The sequence below is a fragment of the Pseudomonas sp. EA_65y_Pfl2_P74 genome (assembly GCF_963970575.1).
GTDB classification, from domain to species: Bacteria; Pseudomonadota; Gammaproteobacteria; order Pseudomonadales; family Pseudomonadaceae; genus Aquipseudomonas; species Aquipseudomonas baetica_A.
The window spans coordinates 1-17,471 of sequence record NZ_CAXAOQ010000033.1 but is presented as its reverse complement, the minus strand read 5'-3'; the positions used below and the strand labels follow the sequence as shown (position 1 = coordinate 17,471).

General features: G+C 59.8%; 15 protein-coding genes. 7 read left to right on the top strand and 8 right to left on the bottom strand.

The window, feature by feature from the left end:
• Positions 1-25: 25 nt before the first annotated feature.
• From AACY18_RS23145 to algW, 3 genes are all read right to left on the bottom strand, one after another.
• Positions 26-745: a DUF4198 domain-containing protein gene (locus AACY18_RS23145; RefSeq protein ID WP_339466223.1), complete on the bottom strand. Its 720-nt coding sequence runs from the start codon at positions 743-745 to the stop codon at positions 26-28.
• Between the two features lie 12 nt (positions 746-757).
• Complete coding sequence (locus tag AACY18_RS23140) at positions 758-2,875, bottom strand: TonB-dependent siderophore receptor (protein ID WP_339431763.1); 2,118 nt, start codon at positions 2,873-2,875, stop codon at positions 758-760.
• An 87-nt stretch (positions 2,876-2,962) separates the two neighbouring features.
• On the bottom strand, positions 2,963-4,120 hold the full coding sequence (gene algW / locus AACY18_RS23135; protein ID WP_221730023.1) for a Do family serine endopeptidase AlgW: 1,158 nt from the start codon (positions 4,118-4,120) through the stop codon (positions 2,963-2,965).
• 103 nt (positions 4,121-4,223) lie between these two features.
• Between algW and AACY18_RS23130 the strand changes: the two genes are divergently transcribed.
• The 3 genes from AACY18_RS23130 (at position 4,224) to cysN (ending at position 8,064) form a co-directional block, all read left to right on the top strand.
• On the top strand, positions 4,224-4,982 hold the full coding sequence (locus AACY18_RS23130) for a Nif3-like dinuclear metal center hexameric protein (protein ID WP_339431764.1): 759 nt from the start codon (positions 4,224-4,226) through the stop codon (positions 4,980-4,982).
• A gap of 256 nt (positions 4,983-5,238) precedes the next feature.
• Positions 5,239-6,156 carry a sulfate adenylyltransferase subunit CysD gene (gene cysD, locus AACY18_RS23125; protein WP_098967227.1) on the top strand — a complete coding sequence of 306 codons (918 nt, stop codon included), beginning with the start codon at positions 5,239-5,241 and terminating at the stop codon, positions 6,154-6,156.
• A 9-nt stretch (positions 6,157-6,165) separates the two neighbouring features.
• Positions 6,166-8,064: a sulfate adenylyltransferase subunit CysN gene (gene cysN, locus AACY18_RS23120; RefSeq protein WP_339466221.1), complete on the top strand. Its 1,899-nt coding sequence runs from the start codon at positions 6,166-6,168 to the stop codon at positions 8,062-8,064.
• 170 nt (positions 8,065-8,234) lie between these two features.
• Here the strand turns inward: cysN and AACY18_RS23115 are convergent, their stop codons facing one another.
• Genes AACY18_RS23115 through AACY18_RS23105 form a run of 3 tightly spaced genes read right to left on the bottom strand, consistent with a single transcriptional unit; the run spans position 8,235 to position 11,627 of the window.
• A complete protein-coding gene (locus AACY18_RS23115) occupies positions 8,235-9,140 on the bottom strand; it encodes an acyltransferase (RefSeq protein ID WP_339466219.1) in 906 nt (301 codons plus the stop codon).
• Positions 9,141-11,240 carry a phosphate acetyltransferase gene (pta, locus tag AACY18_RS23110; RefSeq protein ID WP_339431767.1) on the bottom strand — a complete coding sequence of 700 codons (2,100 nt, stop codon included), beginning with the start codon at positions 11,238-11,240 and terminating at the stop codon, positions 9,141-9,143.
• 60 nt (positions 11,241-11,300) lie between these two features.
• Positions 11,301-11,627, bottom strand: a complete 327-nt coding sequence (locus AACY18_RS23105) for a DUF3565 domain-containing protein (RefSeq protein ID WP_339431768.1) — start codon at positions 11,625-11,627, stop codon at positions 11,301-11,303.
• Here AACY18_RS23105 and AACY18_RS23100 point away from each other — a divergent pair.
• The 3 genes from AACY18_RS23100 to AACY18_RS23090 all read left to right on the top strand — a co-directional run bounded on the left by AACY18_RS23100 (position 11,596) and on the right by AACY18_RS23090 (position 13,948).
• Positions 11,596-12,081 (top strand): FKBP-type peptidyl-prolyl cis-trans isomerase, encoded by a 486-nt coding sequence (locus tag AACY18_RS23100; protein ID WP_339431769.1) that lies wholly within the window; start codon positions 11,596-11,598, stop codon positions 12,079-12,081. The two genes, AACY18_RS23105 and AACY18_RS23100, sit on opposite strands and share 32 nt — an antisense overlap.
• 124 nt (positions 12,082-12,205) lie before the next feature.
• Positions 12,206-12,688, top strand: coding sequence for a glutathione peroxidase (locus tag AACY18_RS23095; RefSeq protein ID WP_221730017.1), 483 nt, complete (start codon positions 12,206-12,208; stop codon positions 12,686-12,688).
• Positions 12,689-12,844: 156 nt separating this feature from the next.
• A complete protein-coding gene (locus tag AACY18_RS23090; protein ID WP_339431770.1) occupies positions 12,845-13,948 on the top strand; it encodes an NADH:flavin oxidoreductase in 1,104 nt (367 codons plus the stop codon).
• A 107-nt stretch (positions 13,949-14,055) separates the two neighbouring features.
• Here the strand turns inward: AACY18_RS23090 and AACY18_RS23085 are convergent, their stop codons facing one another.
• Complete coding sequence (locus AACY18_RS23085; protein WP_339466217.1) at positions 14,056-15,255, bottom strand: glycosyltransferase family 4 protein; 1,200 nt, start codon at positions 15,253-15,255, stop codon at positions 14,056-14,058.
• 40 nt (positions 15,256-15,295) lie between these two features.
• Positions 15,296-16,048 carry a sulfate transporter CysZ gene (cysZ, locus tag AACY18_RS23080; protein ID WP_339466215.1) on the bottom strand — a complete coding sequence of 251 codons (753 nt, stop codon included), beginning with the start codon at positions 16,046-16,048 and terminating at the stop codon, positions 15,296-15,298.
• A 311-nt stretch (positions 16,049-16,359) separates the two neighbouring features.
• On the opposite strand from cysZ, the gene trxB reads away from it, so the two are divergent.
• Positions 16,360-17,322, top strand: coding sequence for a thioredoxin-disulfide reductase (gene trxB, locus AACY18_RS23075; RefSeq protein ID WP_221730013.1), 963 nt, complete (start codon positions 16,360-16,362; stop codon positions 17,320-17,322).
• Positions 17,323-17,471 lie beyond the last annotated feature (149 nt).

Below are 17,471 nucleotides of genomic sequence, written 5' to 3'. Positions count from 1 at the left end.
AATGCAGCGCCGCGAATCCTGAGCCTTACTCGTGATGTGGCTCCCCCAAAAACGTCAGCGAACTGAACAACCCTCGACTGTTCACATCAACACTGTCCTTCACCGGCACCTCAACCTGCGCGGCAATCACATTCAACCCCTCATTTCGTACCAACACCTGCGCGCGCCCGTCCTTGTCGGTCTCGGTGCTCAGCGTATTCGGCGCGCTCCGATAATCGCCGATCAACTTCACGCCCGCTGCCGGTTTGCCATCGAGCAAAACCCGTACCGGCAATGAATTCCCCGGCCCGACGGTTAGCGGATCGACCTCCGGCACAATCAGCAGTTTGATCTGATCGAGCTTGGGCAACTTCGCTCCCGGTTGATAAATCGCCAGGCTGTATTTGAACGTCTGCGTCGCTTCGATTGCACCGGGCACTTTGCTGCGACCTTCGTTGATCCACTTCTTGTCAGCCGTTTGTGACCACATCCCGTTGTTCAGCGCCACCGCCATGACCGCCGGCGTTTTCAGCGGCTTCAGGCGGGCGTGATCGGCAAGGCGCTCGACGCTGACCGGGATCATCTTGCCGCCCGCGTCATAGGCCCACGCGCCGCTGATTTTCTGGGCCTTGAAGGCATTGTCTTCGGCGCCGTGGCCGTAGATCACTTCGATGTTGCCGCGGCGTTGTTCTGTCCACAGGCCATGGGCTGTGGCTTGTGTGGCGAACAGCGCGGCGAGGATCAGGAGGGTTTTACGGTATTGCATGGTGACGTCCTTTTACAGGTTGAGTGTCAGGCTGACGGTGAAATTGCGCGGTTCGCCGGGGTTGACCCAGTAGTTGCTGTACGAGCGCTCGTCGTATTTTTCGTCAAACAGATTGTTCAGGTTCAGGCCAACGGTGACGTTGTCGCTGGCCTTGTAATGGGCCAGCAGATCGACGGTGTGATAGGCCGGTAATTCGAAGTCACTGCCTGACTCACCCGAGCGGTCACCGACATACGTAAACGCTGCGCCGACGTCCGAGCCGCGCAGGTGACCATCCTGAAATTCGTAAACACCGAGCAAACTGCCGCTGCGCTTGGCCACGCCGAGAATTCGGCTGCCAGTGGCAATCACCGCGTCGCCCTTGGTCACTTCGGCGTCGATGTAGGCAAATGCCCCGATCACCCTTACGGCATCGGTGACTTGCCCGGTCACTTGCAGATCGAAGCCACGACTACGCGCCTTGCCCATCGCACGGCTGGTGTCGGTGCCCGGGTCGAGGGCAAGGACGTTTTCCTTGTCGATGTGGAAGAAGGCGAGGGTGCTGCTCAGACGTTCGTCGAACAGTTCGTTCTTGATGCCGATTTCGTAGCCAACGCCTTCTTCCGGGGCGAAGGATTTGCCGGCGGCGTCGAGGCCGTTGTTCGGTTTGAAGGAGGTCGAGGCGTTGGCGAACAGGCCGGTATCGGGCGTCAACTGATAGAGCAGGCCGGCGCGCTGGGTGAGGGCATCGTGACTCTGTCGGCTGCTGGCACTGCGGGTTTTATCGTCGATGCGTTGGTCGAAATGTTCGAAACGCGCGCCGATCATCCCGCGCAGTTTGTCCGTGAAGACGATTTGATCCTGCAGGTTCAGTGCGTGACTTTCGACGTGTTCGAAGAAGTCAGTGCCTGAGCGTGCGCCATCGGGTTTTGGCTGACCGTAGATCGGCCGGTAGATGTCGATGGCATACGGGCTGCCGGCGAGGGTCGTGACCCGTTCGTTCTTGCGATAGTTTTCGTATTCGGTGCCGATCAGCAGTTCGTGCTGCCAGGGGCCGAGGTCGAACAGGCCGCGCAGTTCCAGTTGGGTGATGCTGTCATGCCAGTTATTGTCGCGCTCGCGGTAACGGCGGTTGACGGTGTGGCCGTCGGCATTCAGCGCACGACTTTCGGAGGCGAAGCCCCAGAGTTTGCCTTCCTTGTAGTGGCTGGCCAGGCGTAGTTTCCAGCTGTCATTGAGGTGATGCTCAAGCGTGGCCTGCAGCAGGTTGTTGTGGTTGTCGATGTTGCCGTCGTTCGGTTCACCGAGGAAGGTCGAGCGCGACACTCCACTCGATGTATTGTTCGGCGCGACAATGCCGCGATCGAAGGTGGAGCTGTGACGGACGATTTCGCTTTCTACCAATAGCGACGTGTCCGGGTTCAACTGCCAACTGATCGAAGGCGCGACGAATACGCGCTGGCTGTCGACGTGATCGCGAAAGCTATTGTTGTCTTCGACCGCGAGGTTGATGCGCGACAGCACATCGCCTTGATCATCCAGTGGCGTGTTGATGTCCAGCGCGGTGCGATAACGATCCCAACTGCCGGCGCTGGTTTGCAGGGTGCTAAAGGCTTCAGCCTGCGGTTTCTTGGTGACGATGTTTACCGTGCCGCCGGGATCACCACGGCCATAGAGGCTGGCGGCGGGGCCTTTGAGCACTTCAATGCGCTCGATATTGGCCGCGTCCGGCGTGCTTGGATAACCGCGATTGGCGCTGAAACCGTCCTTGTAGAACTCCGACGTGGTGAAACCGCGCACGCTGTATTCGTAGAGGGTCAGGCCGCCGAAGTTGTTTTGCTTCGACACACCGCCGGCGAACTCCAGTGCGCGCTCGACGCTGGTGCTGCCCAGATCCTTGAGCACGCTGGCGGGCACCACGCTGATGGCTTGGGGGATGTCGCGGATCGCGGTATCGGTTTTGGTCGCGCTGGAGGAGCGTGTGGCGCGGTAGCCCTTGACCGGGCCGGTGGGGGATTCGTAATCGGAGGTGACACTGATGGCGTCGAGTTCCAGCGGAATCTGATCTTCGGCGAAGGCCGGATCGCCCAATAAACCCAGGGGCAGACCGAGAGTCAGGCCCAGTAGAGAGGCCTTTGTTCGAGACGACATGTTATGTTGTTCCAATGGCTAAATTGAAACAATATAACATGCCTTTTGAGAATGTCTGTTATTCGCGCCATCGGCGCGAACAAAGTCCTACTGTTCTTTTTCCTGCACCGGTGCCGGTGGTGGGCGCAGGCCGATTTCAGCGGTGAGCTTGAGTTCTTTGCCGTTACGCATCACCTGAATCGTCACCTTGTCGGTGGGTTTGATCCGCGCGACCTGGTTCATCGAGCGACGACCATCGCCGGCCGGTTCGCCATCGATACTCAGAATCACGTCGCCCAGTTGCAGGCCGGCCTTCTGCGCCGGACCGTCACGGAAGATACCGGCGACAACAATCCCCGGGCGCCCTGACAGACCGAACGACTCCGCCAGTTCCTGGGTCAGCGGCTGCACTTCAATGCCCAGCCAGCCACGAATCACCTGACCGTGTTCGATGATCGACTTCATCACCTCCATCGCGAGTTTTACCGGGATGGCAAAACCGATGCCCTGCGAGCCGCCGGATTTGGAGAAGATTGCCGTGTTGATGCCGGTCAGGTTGCCATTGGCATCGACCAGCGCGCCGCCGGAGTTGCCCGGGTTGATCGCCGCGTCGGTCTGGATGAAGTCTTCGTAGTTGTTCAGGCCCAACTGATTGCGCCCGGTGGCGCTGATGATGCCCATGGTCACGGTCTGGCCGACGCCGAACGGGTTGCCGATGGCCAGCGCGACGTCGCCGATGCGGATGTTGTCGGAGCGCCCGACGGTAATCGACGGCAGGTTTTTCAAGTCTATCTTCAATACGGCGAGGTCGGTTTCCGGGTCGCTGCCGATCACACGGGCGAGGGTTTCGCGACCATCCTTCAGCGCGACGACAATCTGATCGGCACCGCTGGTGACGTGGTTGTTGGTCAGAATGTAGCCTTCCGGGCTCATGATCACGCCGGAACCGAGGCTCGATTCCATGCGCTTCTGCTTGGGCGAGTTGTCACCGAAGAAGCGGCGGAACTGCGGATCCTCAAACAAAGGATGCGCCGGTTTGTTGATGACTTTGGTGGTGTACAGGTTGACCACTGACGGTGCGGCAGTGGTCACCGCGTCCGCATAGGACACCGGCCCCTGCTGCACGCTGGTGGTCTGTGGGGCCTGTTGCAGGTTGACGTCAAGGCTCGGCAGCCCGACCCATTGCGGGTAACGCTGAATAATCAACAGAGCGATAAGCACACCGGCCAACAGCGGCCAGCCCATAAAACGTAGCGCCTTGAACATTAAGCACGTCCTGGAAAAGTTGCAGGCGGGGTCAGACCGCCCATAATGTCGCGCATTATACGAGGCCGCGCGCGCCTCTGAACGGGATATTTAGGAGTCTTTCATGGCCGTCGCCCTCAGCACCCTCGTCGAAGAAGCCGATCGTTACCTGGGCAGTGCAAAAATCGCCGACTATTGCCCCAACGGGTTGCAGGTCGAGGGCCGTCCGCAGGTGATGCGCATTGTCAGCGGCGTCACCGCCAGTCAGGCGTTGCTCGACGCCGCCGTCGAGGCCGAAGCCGATCTGGTGCTGGTGCATCACGGCTACTTCTGGAAGGGCGAGAACCCGTGCGTCACTGGCATGAAACAGCGTCGCCTGAAGACATTGCTCAAGCACGACATCAGCCTGCTCGCCTACCACTTGCCGCTGGATCTGCATTGCGAGGTCGGCAACAACGTGCAGTTGGCGCGCCAGTTGGACATCACCGTTGAAGGCCCGCTGGATCCGGACAATCTGAAAGTCGTCGGTCTGGTCGGCTCGCTGAACGAACCCGTCACTGCGCGTGATTTCGCCCGCAAGGTGCAGGACGTCATGGGGCGCGAGCCGTTGCTGGTCGAAGGCAGCGCGATGATCCGTCGGGTCGGTTGGTGCACCGGAGGCGGTCAGGGTTATATCGATCACGGGGTGGCGGCGGGTGTCGATCTGTTTCTCAGCGGTGAAGCGTCTGAGCAGACTTTCCACAGCGCCCGGGAAAACGACATCAGCTTCATCGCCGCCGGTCATCACGCAACCGAACGCTACGGCGTGCAGGCGCTGGGCGATTACCTGGCCAAACGCTTCGCCCTCGAACACATCTTCATCGATTGCCCGAACCCGATCTGACGTATCACATCGATCCAAGGTGGGAGGGGGCTTGCTCGCGAATGCGGTGTGTCATTCAAAAATGATTTCGACTGACCCTGCGCTTTCGCAAGCCAGCCCGCTCCCACAGAAGAGCGCTTGCTGCCCAAACGAGTGGGCATATTCATATGCTCTTTCGATCTAGTTGGCGTCCTGATTAGAAGAAGCTCGCTGTGCTAGGATTCCCCGCTCGAACACGGCCCGCTGGCCGTTCATAAGAAAGCTTTCGTGAGTAGCCATGGTCGACAAACTGACGCATCTGAAACAGCTGGAGGCGGAAAGCATCCACATCATCCGCGAGGTGGCCGCCGAGTTCGACAACCCGGTGATGCTGTACTCCATCGGTAAAGACTCCGCCGTGATGCTGCACCTGGCACGCAAGGCGTTCTTCCCGGGCAAACTGCCGTTTCCGGTGATGCACGTCGACACCCGGTGGAAATTCCAGGAGATGTACAAGTTCCGCGACAAGATGGTCGAAGAACTGGGCCTGGACCTGATCACCCACATCAACCCGGACGGCGTGGCGCAGAACATCAACCCGTTCACCCACGGCAGCGCCAAGCACACCGACATCATGAAAACCGAGGGCCTGAAGCAGGCGCTCGACAAGCATGGTTTCGACGCAGCGTTCGGCGGTGCCCGTCGTGATGAAGAGAAATCCCGCGCCAAAGAGCGCGTGTACTCGTTCCGCGACAGCAAGCACCGCTGGGACCCGAAAAACCAGCGTCCAGAGCTGTGGAACGTCTACAACGGCAAGGTCAACAAGGGCGAATCCATCCGCGTGTTCCCGTTGTCGAACTGGACCGAACTGGACATCTGGCAGTACATCTACCTCGAAGGCATCCCGATTGTGCCGCTGTACTTTGCCGCCGAGCGCGAAGTGATCGAGAAGAACGGCACGCTGATCATGATCGACGACGACCGAATCCTCGAGCACCTGTCCGATGAGGACAAAGCGCGCATCGTCAAAAAGAAAGTGCGTTTCCGTACCCTTGGCTGCTACCCGTTGACGGGCGCGGTGGAGTCCGAGGCTGAAAGCCTGACGGACATCATTCAGGAAATGCTCCTGACGCGAACTTCCGAGCGCCAGGGCCGTGTCATCGACCACGATGGCGCCGGCTCCATGGAAGACAAGAAACGTCAGGGTTATTTCTAAGGGGTTGTCATGTCGCACGTATCTGATTTGATCAGCGAGGACATCCTCGCCTACCTGGGCCAGCACGAACGTAAAGAGCTGCTGCGCTTTTTGACCTGCGGTAACGTCGATGACGGCAAGAGCACCCTGATCGGGCGCCTGCTGCACGACTCCAAGATGATCTACGAAGATCACCTGGAAGCCATCACCCGCGATTCGAAGAAAGTCGGCACCACCGGTGACGATATCGACCTGGCATTGCTGGTCGACGGTCTGCAGGCCGAGCGTGAGCAGGGCATCACCATTGATGTCGCCTACCGCTATTTCTCCACCGCCAAACGCAAATTCATCATCGCCGACACCCCCGGCCATGAGCAGTACACCCGCAACATGGCCACCGGTGCGTCCACCTGTGACCTGGCGATCATCCTGGTCGACGCCCGTTACGGCGTGCAGACCCAGACCCGTCGCCACAGCTTCATCGCGTCCTTGCTGGGCATCAAGCACATCGTTGTCGCCATCAACAAGATGGACCTCAAGGATTTCGATGAAGGCGTGTTCGAGTCGATCAAGGCCGACTACCTGAAGTTCGCCGAAGGCTTGAAGATGAAGCCTACCAGCATGCACTTCGTGCCGATGTCGGCCCTGAAGGGCGACAACGTGGTGAACAAGTCCGAGCGTTCGCCGTGGTACACCGGCCAGTCGCTGATGGAGATTCTCGAAACCGTGGAAGTGGCGGGCGACCGTAACTTCACCGATCTGCGTTTCCCGGTGCAATACGTCAACCGTCCGAACCTGAATTTCCGTGGTTTTGCCGGCACGCTCGCCAGCGGCATCGTGCACAAGGGTGACGAAGTCGTGGTGCTGCCGTCGGGCAAGAGCAGCCGCGTGAAATCCATCGTCACCTTCGAAGGTGAGCTGGAGCACGCAGGCCCCGGTCAGGCCGTGACGCTGACCATGGAAGACGAAATCGACATCTCTCGCGGCGATCTGCTGGTGCATGCCGACAACGTGCCGCCGGTCACCGACAGCTTCGAAGCGATGCTGGTGTGGATGGCTGAAGAGCCGATGCTGCCGGGCAAGAAATACGACATCAAACGCGCCACCAGTTACGTGCCGGGCTCCATCGCCAGCATCGTCAACAAAGTGGATGTGAACACCCTCGAAGAAGGCCCGGCGAGCGCGTTGCAGCTCAACGAAATCGGCAAGGTGAAGATCGCGCTCGACGCGCCGATCGCCCTCGACGGTTACGAGAGCAACCGCACCACTGGCGCCTTCATCGTCATCGACCGCTTGACCAACGGCACCGTCGGCGCCGGCATGATCGTCGCGCAGCCCGTGACTCACGGCACCGCGACGCACCACGGCAAACTGGCCCATGTTGCCACCGAAGAACGCGCTCAGCGTTTCGGCCAGCAACCGGCCACCGTGTTGTTCAGCGGTTTGTCGGGCGCGGGCAAGAGCACGCTGGCGTACGCCGTTGAGCGCAAGCTGTTCGACATGGGCCGTGCGGTGTTTGTACTGGATGGTCAGAACCTGCGTCACGACCTCAACAAAGGTCTGGCGCATGATCGCGTCGGTCGCACCGAAAACTGGCGTCGTGCCGCGCATGTTGCGCGTCAGTTCAACGAAGCGGGCCTGCTGACGCTGGCGGCATTCGTGGCACCCAGCGAAGAGGGGCGTGAGCAGGCCAAGGACCTGATCGGCAAGGAACGTCTGCTGACGGTCTACGTCCAGGCCTCGCCGACTGTGTGCGCCGAACGTGATCCGCAAGGGTTGTATGCTGCCGGTGGCGACAACATTCCGGGCGAATCCTTCCCGTATGACGTGCCGCTCAATGCTGATCTGGTGATCGACACCCAGTCGCTGTCGCTGGAAGAAAGCGTCAAGCAAGTGCTGGATCTGCTGCGTCAGCGTGGTGCGATCTAAGCGTTAGCTGCAAACCAAAAAGCCCGCCGATGAGCAATCATCGGCGGGCTTTTTATTTCGGGCCAACTCGGTCAACTGTGGGAGCGGGCTTGCTCGCGAAAGCGGTGGATCAGCCAGCATCAGCGTTGAATGGTAAACCGTATTCGCGAGCAAGCCCGCTCCCACAGGAATCAATGGCGGTCTGGATATTCGCGGTGCATCTGTTCCAACAGCGCATCCTTGTCCAGCCATAGCTGATTGATCCAGCCTTGAAACTGCAGGCGATATTCGCCGTCCTGGTCGTAGTTCTTGCCGATGAATTGCGGCGGGATCTTCAGCGCTTCAAAGTGCACCACGACATCCCGCACATTCCCACACAGCAGGTCCCAGAAACCCGGACGTCCGGCCGGATAGTGGATCGTCACGTTGACGATCGACTCCAGTTGTTCACCCATTGCGTCCAGTACAAAGGCAATGCCCCCGGCCTTGGGCTTGAGCAGGTATTTGAACGGCGATTGCTGTTGAGCATGCTTGCCTTCAGTGAAGCGCGTGCCTTCGACGAAGTTGAAAATCCCCACCGGATTGTTGCGAAATTTCGCGCAGGTCTTGCGGGTGGTTTCCAGATCTTTGCCTTTCTTCTCCGGGTGCTTGGCAAGGTAAGCCTTGGAGTAGCGCTTCATGAACGGAAAGCCCAGCGCCCACCAGGCCAGACCGATCACCGGCACCCAGATCAGCTCCTGCTTGAGGAAGAACTTCAGTGGCTGGATGCGCCGGTTGAGGACGTATTGCAGCACCAGAATATCGACCCAGCTCTGGTGGTTGCTGGTGATCAGGTACGAGTGTTGATAGTCCAGACCTTGCAGGCCGCTAAGGTGCCAGCGCGTGCGGCGCACCAGGTTCATCCAGCCTTTGTTGTTGCTGATCCAGGCTTGGTGGGTGTGGCGCATCAGCCAGCCGGCAATGCGCTGAGTGACGGCGAACGGCAAGGCCTTGACCAGCGCCACGCAGAACAGAAACGAGCACAGCACTATCGTATTGAGCGCCAACAGCAGCGAGGCGATCACGCCGCGCAGTGGTGCAGGTAGAAAGTCCAGCATTTACACATCCATAGGTCGGTTGGCGGCTTGGATCGCCGTGAGGGCGATGGTGTAGACGATGTCGTCGACCTGTGCACCGCGTGGCAAGTCGTTCACCGGTTTGCGCAGGCCTTGCAGCATCGGGCCGAGGCTGACGCAATCGGCGCTGCGCTGTACGGCTTTATGGGTGGTGTTGCCGGTATTCAGGTCAGGGAACACGAACACCGTGGCGCGTCCGGCGACCGGACTGTTAGGCGCCAGTTGCCGTGCCACGTTCTCGTTGGCGGCGGCGTCGTATTGCAACGGGCCGTCGATCAGCAGCGAGTGCTGTTGCTCATGGGCGAGCAGGGTGGCTTCGCGGACTTTTTCGACTTCCTCGCCTGTGGCCGATTCGCCACTGGAGTAACTGATCATCGCCACGCGCGGGGTGATGCCGAACGCGGCGGCAGAGTCAGCGCTTTGCAGGGCAATCTCGGCCAGTTCGGCGGCGCTTGGGTGCGGGTTCATCACGCAGTCGCCGTAGACCAGCACTTCTTCGGGGAACAGCATGAAGAACACCGACGACACCAGCGTGCAGCCTGGCGCGGTTTTAATCAGTTGCAAGGCTGGGCGGATGGTATTGGCGGTGGTGTTGATGACACCGGAAACCAGCCCGTCGACTTCATCCAGTGCCAGCATCATGGTGCCGATCACCACGGTGTCTTCCAATTGTTGTTCGGCCATCGGCGCGTTGAGGCTTTTGGTCTTGCGCAGGGCGACCATCGGCTCGACATAGCGCTCGCGGATCAGGTCCGGGTCGAGGATTTCCAGCCCTGGCGGCAAGACGATGCCTTGGGCGCGGGCCACGGCTTCGACGTCTTCGGGTTTGGCCAGCAACACGCAACGGGCAATGCCGCGCTCCTGGCAGATCGCCGCTGCCTGCACGGTGAACGGCTCGCTACCCTCGGGCAGGACGATGCGCTTGTTGGCGGCTTGGGCGCGCTGGATCAATTGATAGCGGAACACCGCTGGCGACAGGCGCATTTCCCGTGGCGTGCCACAGCGCTGGTGCAGCCAGTTGGCATCGAGATGACTGGCGACGAAGTCGGTGATGATTTCCGCACGCTCGCGGTCATCGATGGGGATTTCCTTGTTCAGGCCATTGAGCAGGTTGGCGGTGTCGTAGGAGCCGGTGCTCACCGACAACACCGGCAGACCGGCCTGCAAGGCACCACGGCACAAGTCCATGATGCGCGGATCGGGCAGGGTGTCGCTGGTCAGCAGCAGGCCGGCCAGTGGCACGCCGTTGATCGCCGCGAGGCTGACGGCCAGGATGATGTCGTCGCGGTCGCCCGGCGTCACCACCAGCACGCCGGGCTTGAGTAGCTCGACGGTGTTGCGCATGGTCCGCGCGCAAATGATGATTTTGCTCATGCGCCGGGTTTCGTAGTCGCCGGCGTTGAGCACTTGCGCGCCCATCAGGTCTGCCACGTCACGGGTGCGTGGCGCGTTGAGTTCGGGCTGGAACGGGATGCAGCCGAGCAAGCGGAAATCGCCGTTGCGCAGTAATGGCGAGTGCTCCTTCAGACGTGCGGCGAAGGCCTCCATGCTCTCGTCGGTCTTGACCTTGTTGAGGATCACGCCGAGAACCTTCGGGTCCTTCGGGCCGCCGAATAATTGCGCCTGCAATTCGACACGGCCGGAGAGTTCGGCGAGCACTTCGTTTTCCGGTGCCGAGACCAGAATCACCTCGGCATCGAGGCTTTTGGCCAGGTGCAAATTCACCCGCGCGGCGTAACTGGCGCTGCGGGTCGGCACCATGCCTTCCACGACCAGCACGTCCTTGCCGACGGCTGCCTGCTGATAAAGGGTGATGATTTCTTCGAGCAGCTCATCGAGCTGGCCGTCGCCGAGCATCCGCTCAACGTGGGCCAGGCCCAACGGTTGTGGCGGTTTCAGACCATGGGTGCGGGCCACCAGTTCGGTGGAGCGCTCAGGGCCGGTGTCGCCCGGGTGCGGCTGGGCAATCGGCTTGAAGAAACCGACTTTCAACCCGGCTCGCTCAAGCATGCGCACCAGCCCGAGGCTTATGGAGGTCAGACCCACGCCAAAATCGGTGGGCGCGATAAAAAAAGTTTGCATGCGAATTCTCTAAGGGTGCATGGCAATGGCGATCATCTTTCTCTGACGATCTGCCGAAATTCAGTCGCCAAGGTTATCGCTAACCGAGCCTTGTGCGCACCAACCGCAGGCAAAGGGTTGGCCTATTTTTTCAATACGTTGCGCCGGATCCAGCACCCACGCCCGAGATTGCCAGGGTGGCTGGTGACGCAGGTGCTGAGTGTGGCCGCAGGAAAGCTCGACCACCCAGTGATCCTCTTCGTCCAGATGGAAGCCCGTAATCGTCGAATCCCGTTTGTCCGGGTTGTGTTCGCTTTCGCGCGATTGCTTCGCTAAACTTCGCCTTTCTAAATTCTTATGCAAAAGGTCTCGCCCCATGCTGATCGCCGCCAATAAGGCTGTCTCCATCGACTATACCCTGACCAACGACGCTGGTGAGGTCATCGACAGCTCCGCCGGCGGCGCTCCGCTGGTCTACCTGCAAGGCGCAGGTAACATCATCCCGGGCCTGGAAAAAGCCCTGGAAGGCAAAGCTGTTGGTGACGAGCTGGAAGTTTCCGTTGAGCCTGAAGACGCTTACGGCGAATACTCGGCCGAACTGGTCAGCACACTGAGCCGCAGCATGTTCGAAGGTGTTGACGAGCTGGAAGTGGGCATGCAGTTCCACGCTTCGGCGCCGGACGGCCAAATGCAGATCGTGACCATCCGTGACCTGGACGGCGACGATGTGACTGTTGACGGCAACCACCCACTGGCCGGTCAGCGCCTGAACTTCAAAGTGAAGATCGTTGCTATCCGTGACGCCAGCCAGGAAGAAGTCGCTCATGGTCACGTCCATGGCGAAGGCGGCCATCAGCACTGATTTTCTGCGCTAAGCTTTCGAGAACTGGAGAGGCGCCTGCGGGCGCCTTTTTAGTCCGCGGCTGTCCTTGGTAGCTTCGCCAAGTGGCCGTTTCGAGTAGAACACGGGAATCCTGGAGTTCGTCATGAGTGCTTTTCACGACCTTAAGTTGACAGCCCTGGATGGTCAGGAGCTACCGCTGGCGCCCTTCAAGGGCCACGTCGTGCTGGTGGTCAACGTCGCCTCCAAATGCGGCTTGACCCCACAGTACGCGGCGCTGGAAAACCTTTACCAGCAGTTCAAAAGCAAAGGCTTCAGTGTGTTGGGCTTGCCGTGCAACCAGTTTGCCGGTCAGGAACCAGGCACCGAACAGGAAATTCAGGAATTCTGCAGCCTCAACTATGGCGTGACGTTCCCGTTGTCGAGCAAGCTCGAAGTCAACGGTCACGATCGTCACCAGCTCTACCGCCTGCTGGCGGGCGAGGGAGCGGAATTTCCCGGTGACATCACCTGGAATTTCGAGAAGTTCCTGCTCGGCAAGGACGGCCGGGTGTTGGCCCGGTTCTCGCCACGCACGGCGCCAGACGATCCGACCATTGTTCATGCGATTGAAAAAGCGCTGAGCTGAAACCTGAAAATCGCAGCCATCGCGCTGCGATTTTTTTGCCTGCCTTTTGACCCTTAATCATTCAGATCAATAGTGCTTCCGCGCTGGCGTCACTATTCATATTATCGCCGTCATATGGCTTATGCCCTGTCGATAATGTTTTCGTGGAGCCTTGTGATGCCCGTTCAAGCCCTGTTCAAACCCTTCCACCTCGGTGCCCTCGAACTGCCGACCCGCGTGGTCATGGCGCCAATGACCCGTTCGTTTTCTCCGGGCGGCGTACCGAACTCCAAAGTCATCGAGTATTACCGCCGTCGCGCAGCCGCTGGTGTCGGCCTGATCATCACCGAAGGCACCACCGTCGGCCACAAGGCCTCGAACGGCTATCCGAACGTGCCGCACTTCTACGGTGAGGCCGCATTGGCCGGATGGAAAAAAGTCGTCGACGCCGTCCATGCTGAAGGCGGCAAGATTGTTCCGCAACTGTGGCACGTCGGCAGCGTACGCCGTATCGGCACCGAGCCGGACGCCAGCGTGCCGGGTTACGGTCCGTCGGAAAAACTCAAGGACGGTCAGGTCGTGGTTCACGGCATGAGCAAACAAGACATTCAGGACGTGATCGCCGCTTTCGCTCAGGCGGCCAAAGATGCACAACGCATCGGCATGGATGGCGTGGAAATCCACGGCGCCCACGGCTATCTGGTCGACCAGTTCTTTTGGGAAGGCAGTAACCAGCGCACCGACGAATACGGTGGCAGCCTGGCCAACCGTTCGCGTTTCGCTATCGAACTTGTTCAGGCAGTACGCGCGGCGGTCGGCGAAGGTTTCCCGATCATCTTCCGTTTCTCGCAGTGGAAGCAGCAGGATTACACCGCACGTCTGGTGCAAACCCCGCAAGCGTTGGGCGAGTTTCTCAAGCCGTTGTCCGATGCGGGTGTGGATATTTTTCACTGCTCGACGCGGCGTTTCTGGGAGCCGGAGTTCGACGGGTCCGAGCTCAACCTGGCAGGCTGGACGCGTAAGCTAACGGGCAAACCGACCATCACTGTCGGCAGCGTCGGGCTCGATGGCGAATTCCTGCAGTTCATGGTCAACACCGACAAGGTCGCCCAACCGGCCAGTCTGGAGAACCTGCTGGAGCGTTTGAATAAAGAGGAATTTGATCTGGTGGCAGTAGGCCGTGCGCTGCTGGTGGACCCGGACTGGGCGCAGAAAGTGCGCGAAGGACGTGAGCAGGAGATTCTGCCGTTCAGCCGTGAGGCGTTGATGACGCTGGTTTAACGGGCGCCTTCATAGGCCCCTTCGCGAGCAAGCCCGCTCCCACAATTGAAATGCATTCCAATGTGGGAGCGGGCTTGCTCGCGAAGACGGCTCAAAGTCAGCGGTAATCAAGGCAATGTCGGCGCATTCGGCACCAACTGCTCCCCTTGGCATGCCCCACGCAAGTGACTTTCAAACTGTTCGATCACGGCCGCCCATCCTTGGCGACTCGCATGTTGCCGTGCATTCAGGCGCACGCAACGCAATGTCTCATGCGCCTCCAGCAACCACGTCGCCGCATCACAGAACGCCTCTTCATCGCCCGGCATCGCCAGTACGCCGTTATAGCCATGGCGAATATGCTGCGCCGCCGCAGCCTGATCGTAAGCCACCACGCCAAGCCCTGAAGCCAGTGCTTCGAGCACCACATTGCCAAAGGTTTCCGTCAGGCTCGGAAACAGGAACACATCACCGGACGCATAGTGCGCCGCCAACGCTTCACCGCGCTGCGCCCCAGAGAAAATTGCCTCGGGCAGATCTTTTTCCAGGGCCATACGTTGCGGCCCGTCGCCGACCACGATCAGCTTCAGATTGCGCTGTGGATAAGTGCTGCGCAGCTTTTCAAAGCAGCGTTTGAGCAAACCGAGGTTTTTTTCTGGCGCGAGTCTTCCTACATGAATCACAGCAATGTCACGCTCACCCAGCCCCCATTGCTCACGCAAAGCGTTCATGCGTTTGGTTGGGTGGAACAACTGGCTGTCCACGCCTCTGGACAACAACGCCAATCGCTCGAAATGCCGGCGCTCCAGCTCCAGTCGCTGGCTGACACTGGGCACCAGCGTCAGCGCCGAACGATTGTGAAACCAGCGCAGGTAATGCGTCAGCATCCGGGTCAGGAGACTGAGGCCGTACTGACTGGTGTATTGCTGGAAATTGGTGTGGAAACCGCTGACCACGCAAATCCCCAGACGCCGCGCCGCCCGTAACGCCGACAAACCGAGCGGGCCTTCAGTGGCGATGTACAGCACGTCCGGGCGCTGTTGCTTCCAGCGCCGCAGCAGTTTGTGCATCGACGACTGGCCCCATTGCAGCCCCGGATAACCCGGCAACGGCCAGCCACGACACAACAACACAGCATCGTCGTCACTGCGCTGCGGATCACCGCCCTGACGCGGCCGTACGAGGTCAACTTGATGGCCGCGCGCGCGCAATCCATCGCACAAGCGACCAAGGGTATTGGCCACCCCGTTGATTTCCGGTGGGAAGGTTTCGCTGATCAGAGTGATGTGTAGAGCTGTCGTCATGACCTCAGTGTCGGCTGAGGCCATGTCGCGCTTGTGACGGTCGGATGATGGATTTGTGACGGGGTCAGCGTTGGGTTACAAGGTTCTCGGCACCACGCTCACGCACCCAGAACAGTGTCGCCCCGGCCACAGCGGCCGGCATCATCAGGATGTTGACCACCGGAATCAGCAACACCAGATAAACGATCCCGCCAAAACTCATGCTCTGCCAGCGCTTCTCGCGCAGCCAGGCGAGCATTTCGTTCCAGCCCAGTTTGTGGTTGTCCGCCGGGTAGTCGATGTACTGGATCGCCATCATCCACACGCCGAACAGCAGCCACAGGGGGGCGGCGACGATGTTCACCACCGGGATGAACGAGAGGATGAACAGGCCGATGGCCCGCGGCAGGAAGTAGCCGAGCTTGCGCATTTCCCGGGCGAGGGTGCGCGGGATCATCGCGATCAGTTCGCCCCAGCTGAACGCCGGGAAGTCATCGCTGCCGCGCACGACCACTTCGACTTTTTCCGCGAGGAAGCCGTTGAAGGGCGCGGCAATCACGTTGGCGAGCATAGTGAAGGTGAAGAACACCATCAACGCCACCAGCACCACGAACAGCGGCCAGAGGATGTAGCTGAGGAAACTCAGCCAGTCGGGCAGCGACGGCATCAGCGTATCGACCCACAGGCTGAACTGATGGCCGGCCAGATAGATCAATCCGACGAACAGCACCAGGTTGATTGCCAGCGGCAACAACACGAACAGGCGCAGGCCCGGGCTGAGAACCAGTTTGAGGCCTTCGCGCAGGTATTGCGGGCCGGACAGAACAGGGGCGGGCATAAGGGGCTCCGAGCAAGGGAAAACGCGCCGACCTTACCGACTTTGCAAGATGTGCGAAAGCGCGGCAGAGCGATCGACATTCACTGTAACAAAGACGTCCATCTCGTCAGTGGGTCGGCATAGAGACCACCTATGAGCTGGATTGTTAAACCGTATTTCCTTAATCTTGCCCCCCTCGATACGCTGCACCCAACTTTTTACAGGACTGTCGAGCTCAAGCCTTCCCCAAGGTTTTCCACGGTCCTTTTTTATTCCCGCCGGCAGTCCGGCGAACCGTGCCAGTTTTTCGGCCCGGTCAACAGGAGCAGGTCATGTCTGAAGTCCGTCATTCGCGAGTGATTATTCTCGGTTCCGGCCCTGCCGGTTACAGCGCTGCGGTATACGCGGCCCGTGCCAACCTCAAGCCACTGCTGATCACCGGCATGCAGGCCGGCGGTCAACTGACCACCACCACCGAAGTCGACAACTGGCCGGGCGACGTCCACGGCCTGACCGGTCCTGTGTTGATGGAGCGGATGCGCGAGCACGCCGAGCGTTTTGAAACCGAGGTCGTGTTCGACCACATCAACGCCGTTGATTTCGCTTCCAAGCCCTACAGCCTGACCGGCGACAGCGCGACCTACACTTGCGACGCCCTGATCATCGCCACCGGCGCCAGCGCTCGTTACCTGGGCCTGCCATCGGAAGAAGCGTTCATGGGCAAAGGCGTTTCGGCCTGCGCGACCTGCGACGGTTTCTTCTACCGCAACAAGCCTGTTGCAGTGGTTGGCGGCGGCAACACCGCTGTTGAAGAGGCGCTGTACCTGGCCAACATCGCCAGCACTGTGACCCTGATCCACCGCCGTGAAACCTTCCGCGCCGAGAAGATCCTGATCGACAAGCTCAACGCCCGTGTGGCCGAAGGCAAGATCATCCTCAAGTTGAACGCCAACCTTGACGAAGTGCTGGGCGACAACATGGGCGTGACCGGTGCGCGTCTGAAGAACAACGATGGCAGCTTCGACGAGATCAAAGTCGACGGCGTGTTCATCGCCATCGGCCACACGCCGAACACTTCGCTGTTCGAAGGCCAGTTGACCCTCAAGGACGGTTATCTGGTAGTGCAGGGCGGCCGTGACGGCAATGCCACCGCAACCAGCGTCGAAGGTGTCTTTGCCGCCGGTGACGTGGCTGACCACGTTTACCGTCAGGCCATCACCTCGGCCGGCGCCGGCTGCATGGCGGCACTGGACACCGAGCGTTACCTGGACGGTCTGCAGAACGCTTCGTTCTAAGATCGCAGGCACAAAAAAACCGGCTTCGCAGACTGTGTGAAAACCTAGCAATCTGCGCAGCGCTCAATGAAAATGCTCCGTATCGAAAGATACGGAGCATTTTTCGTTATGGCTTACATCCAAGGAGAGTCTCGCAGCCAGACCAGCCT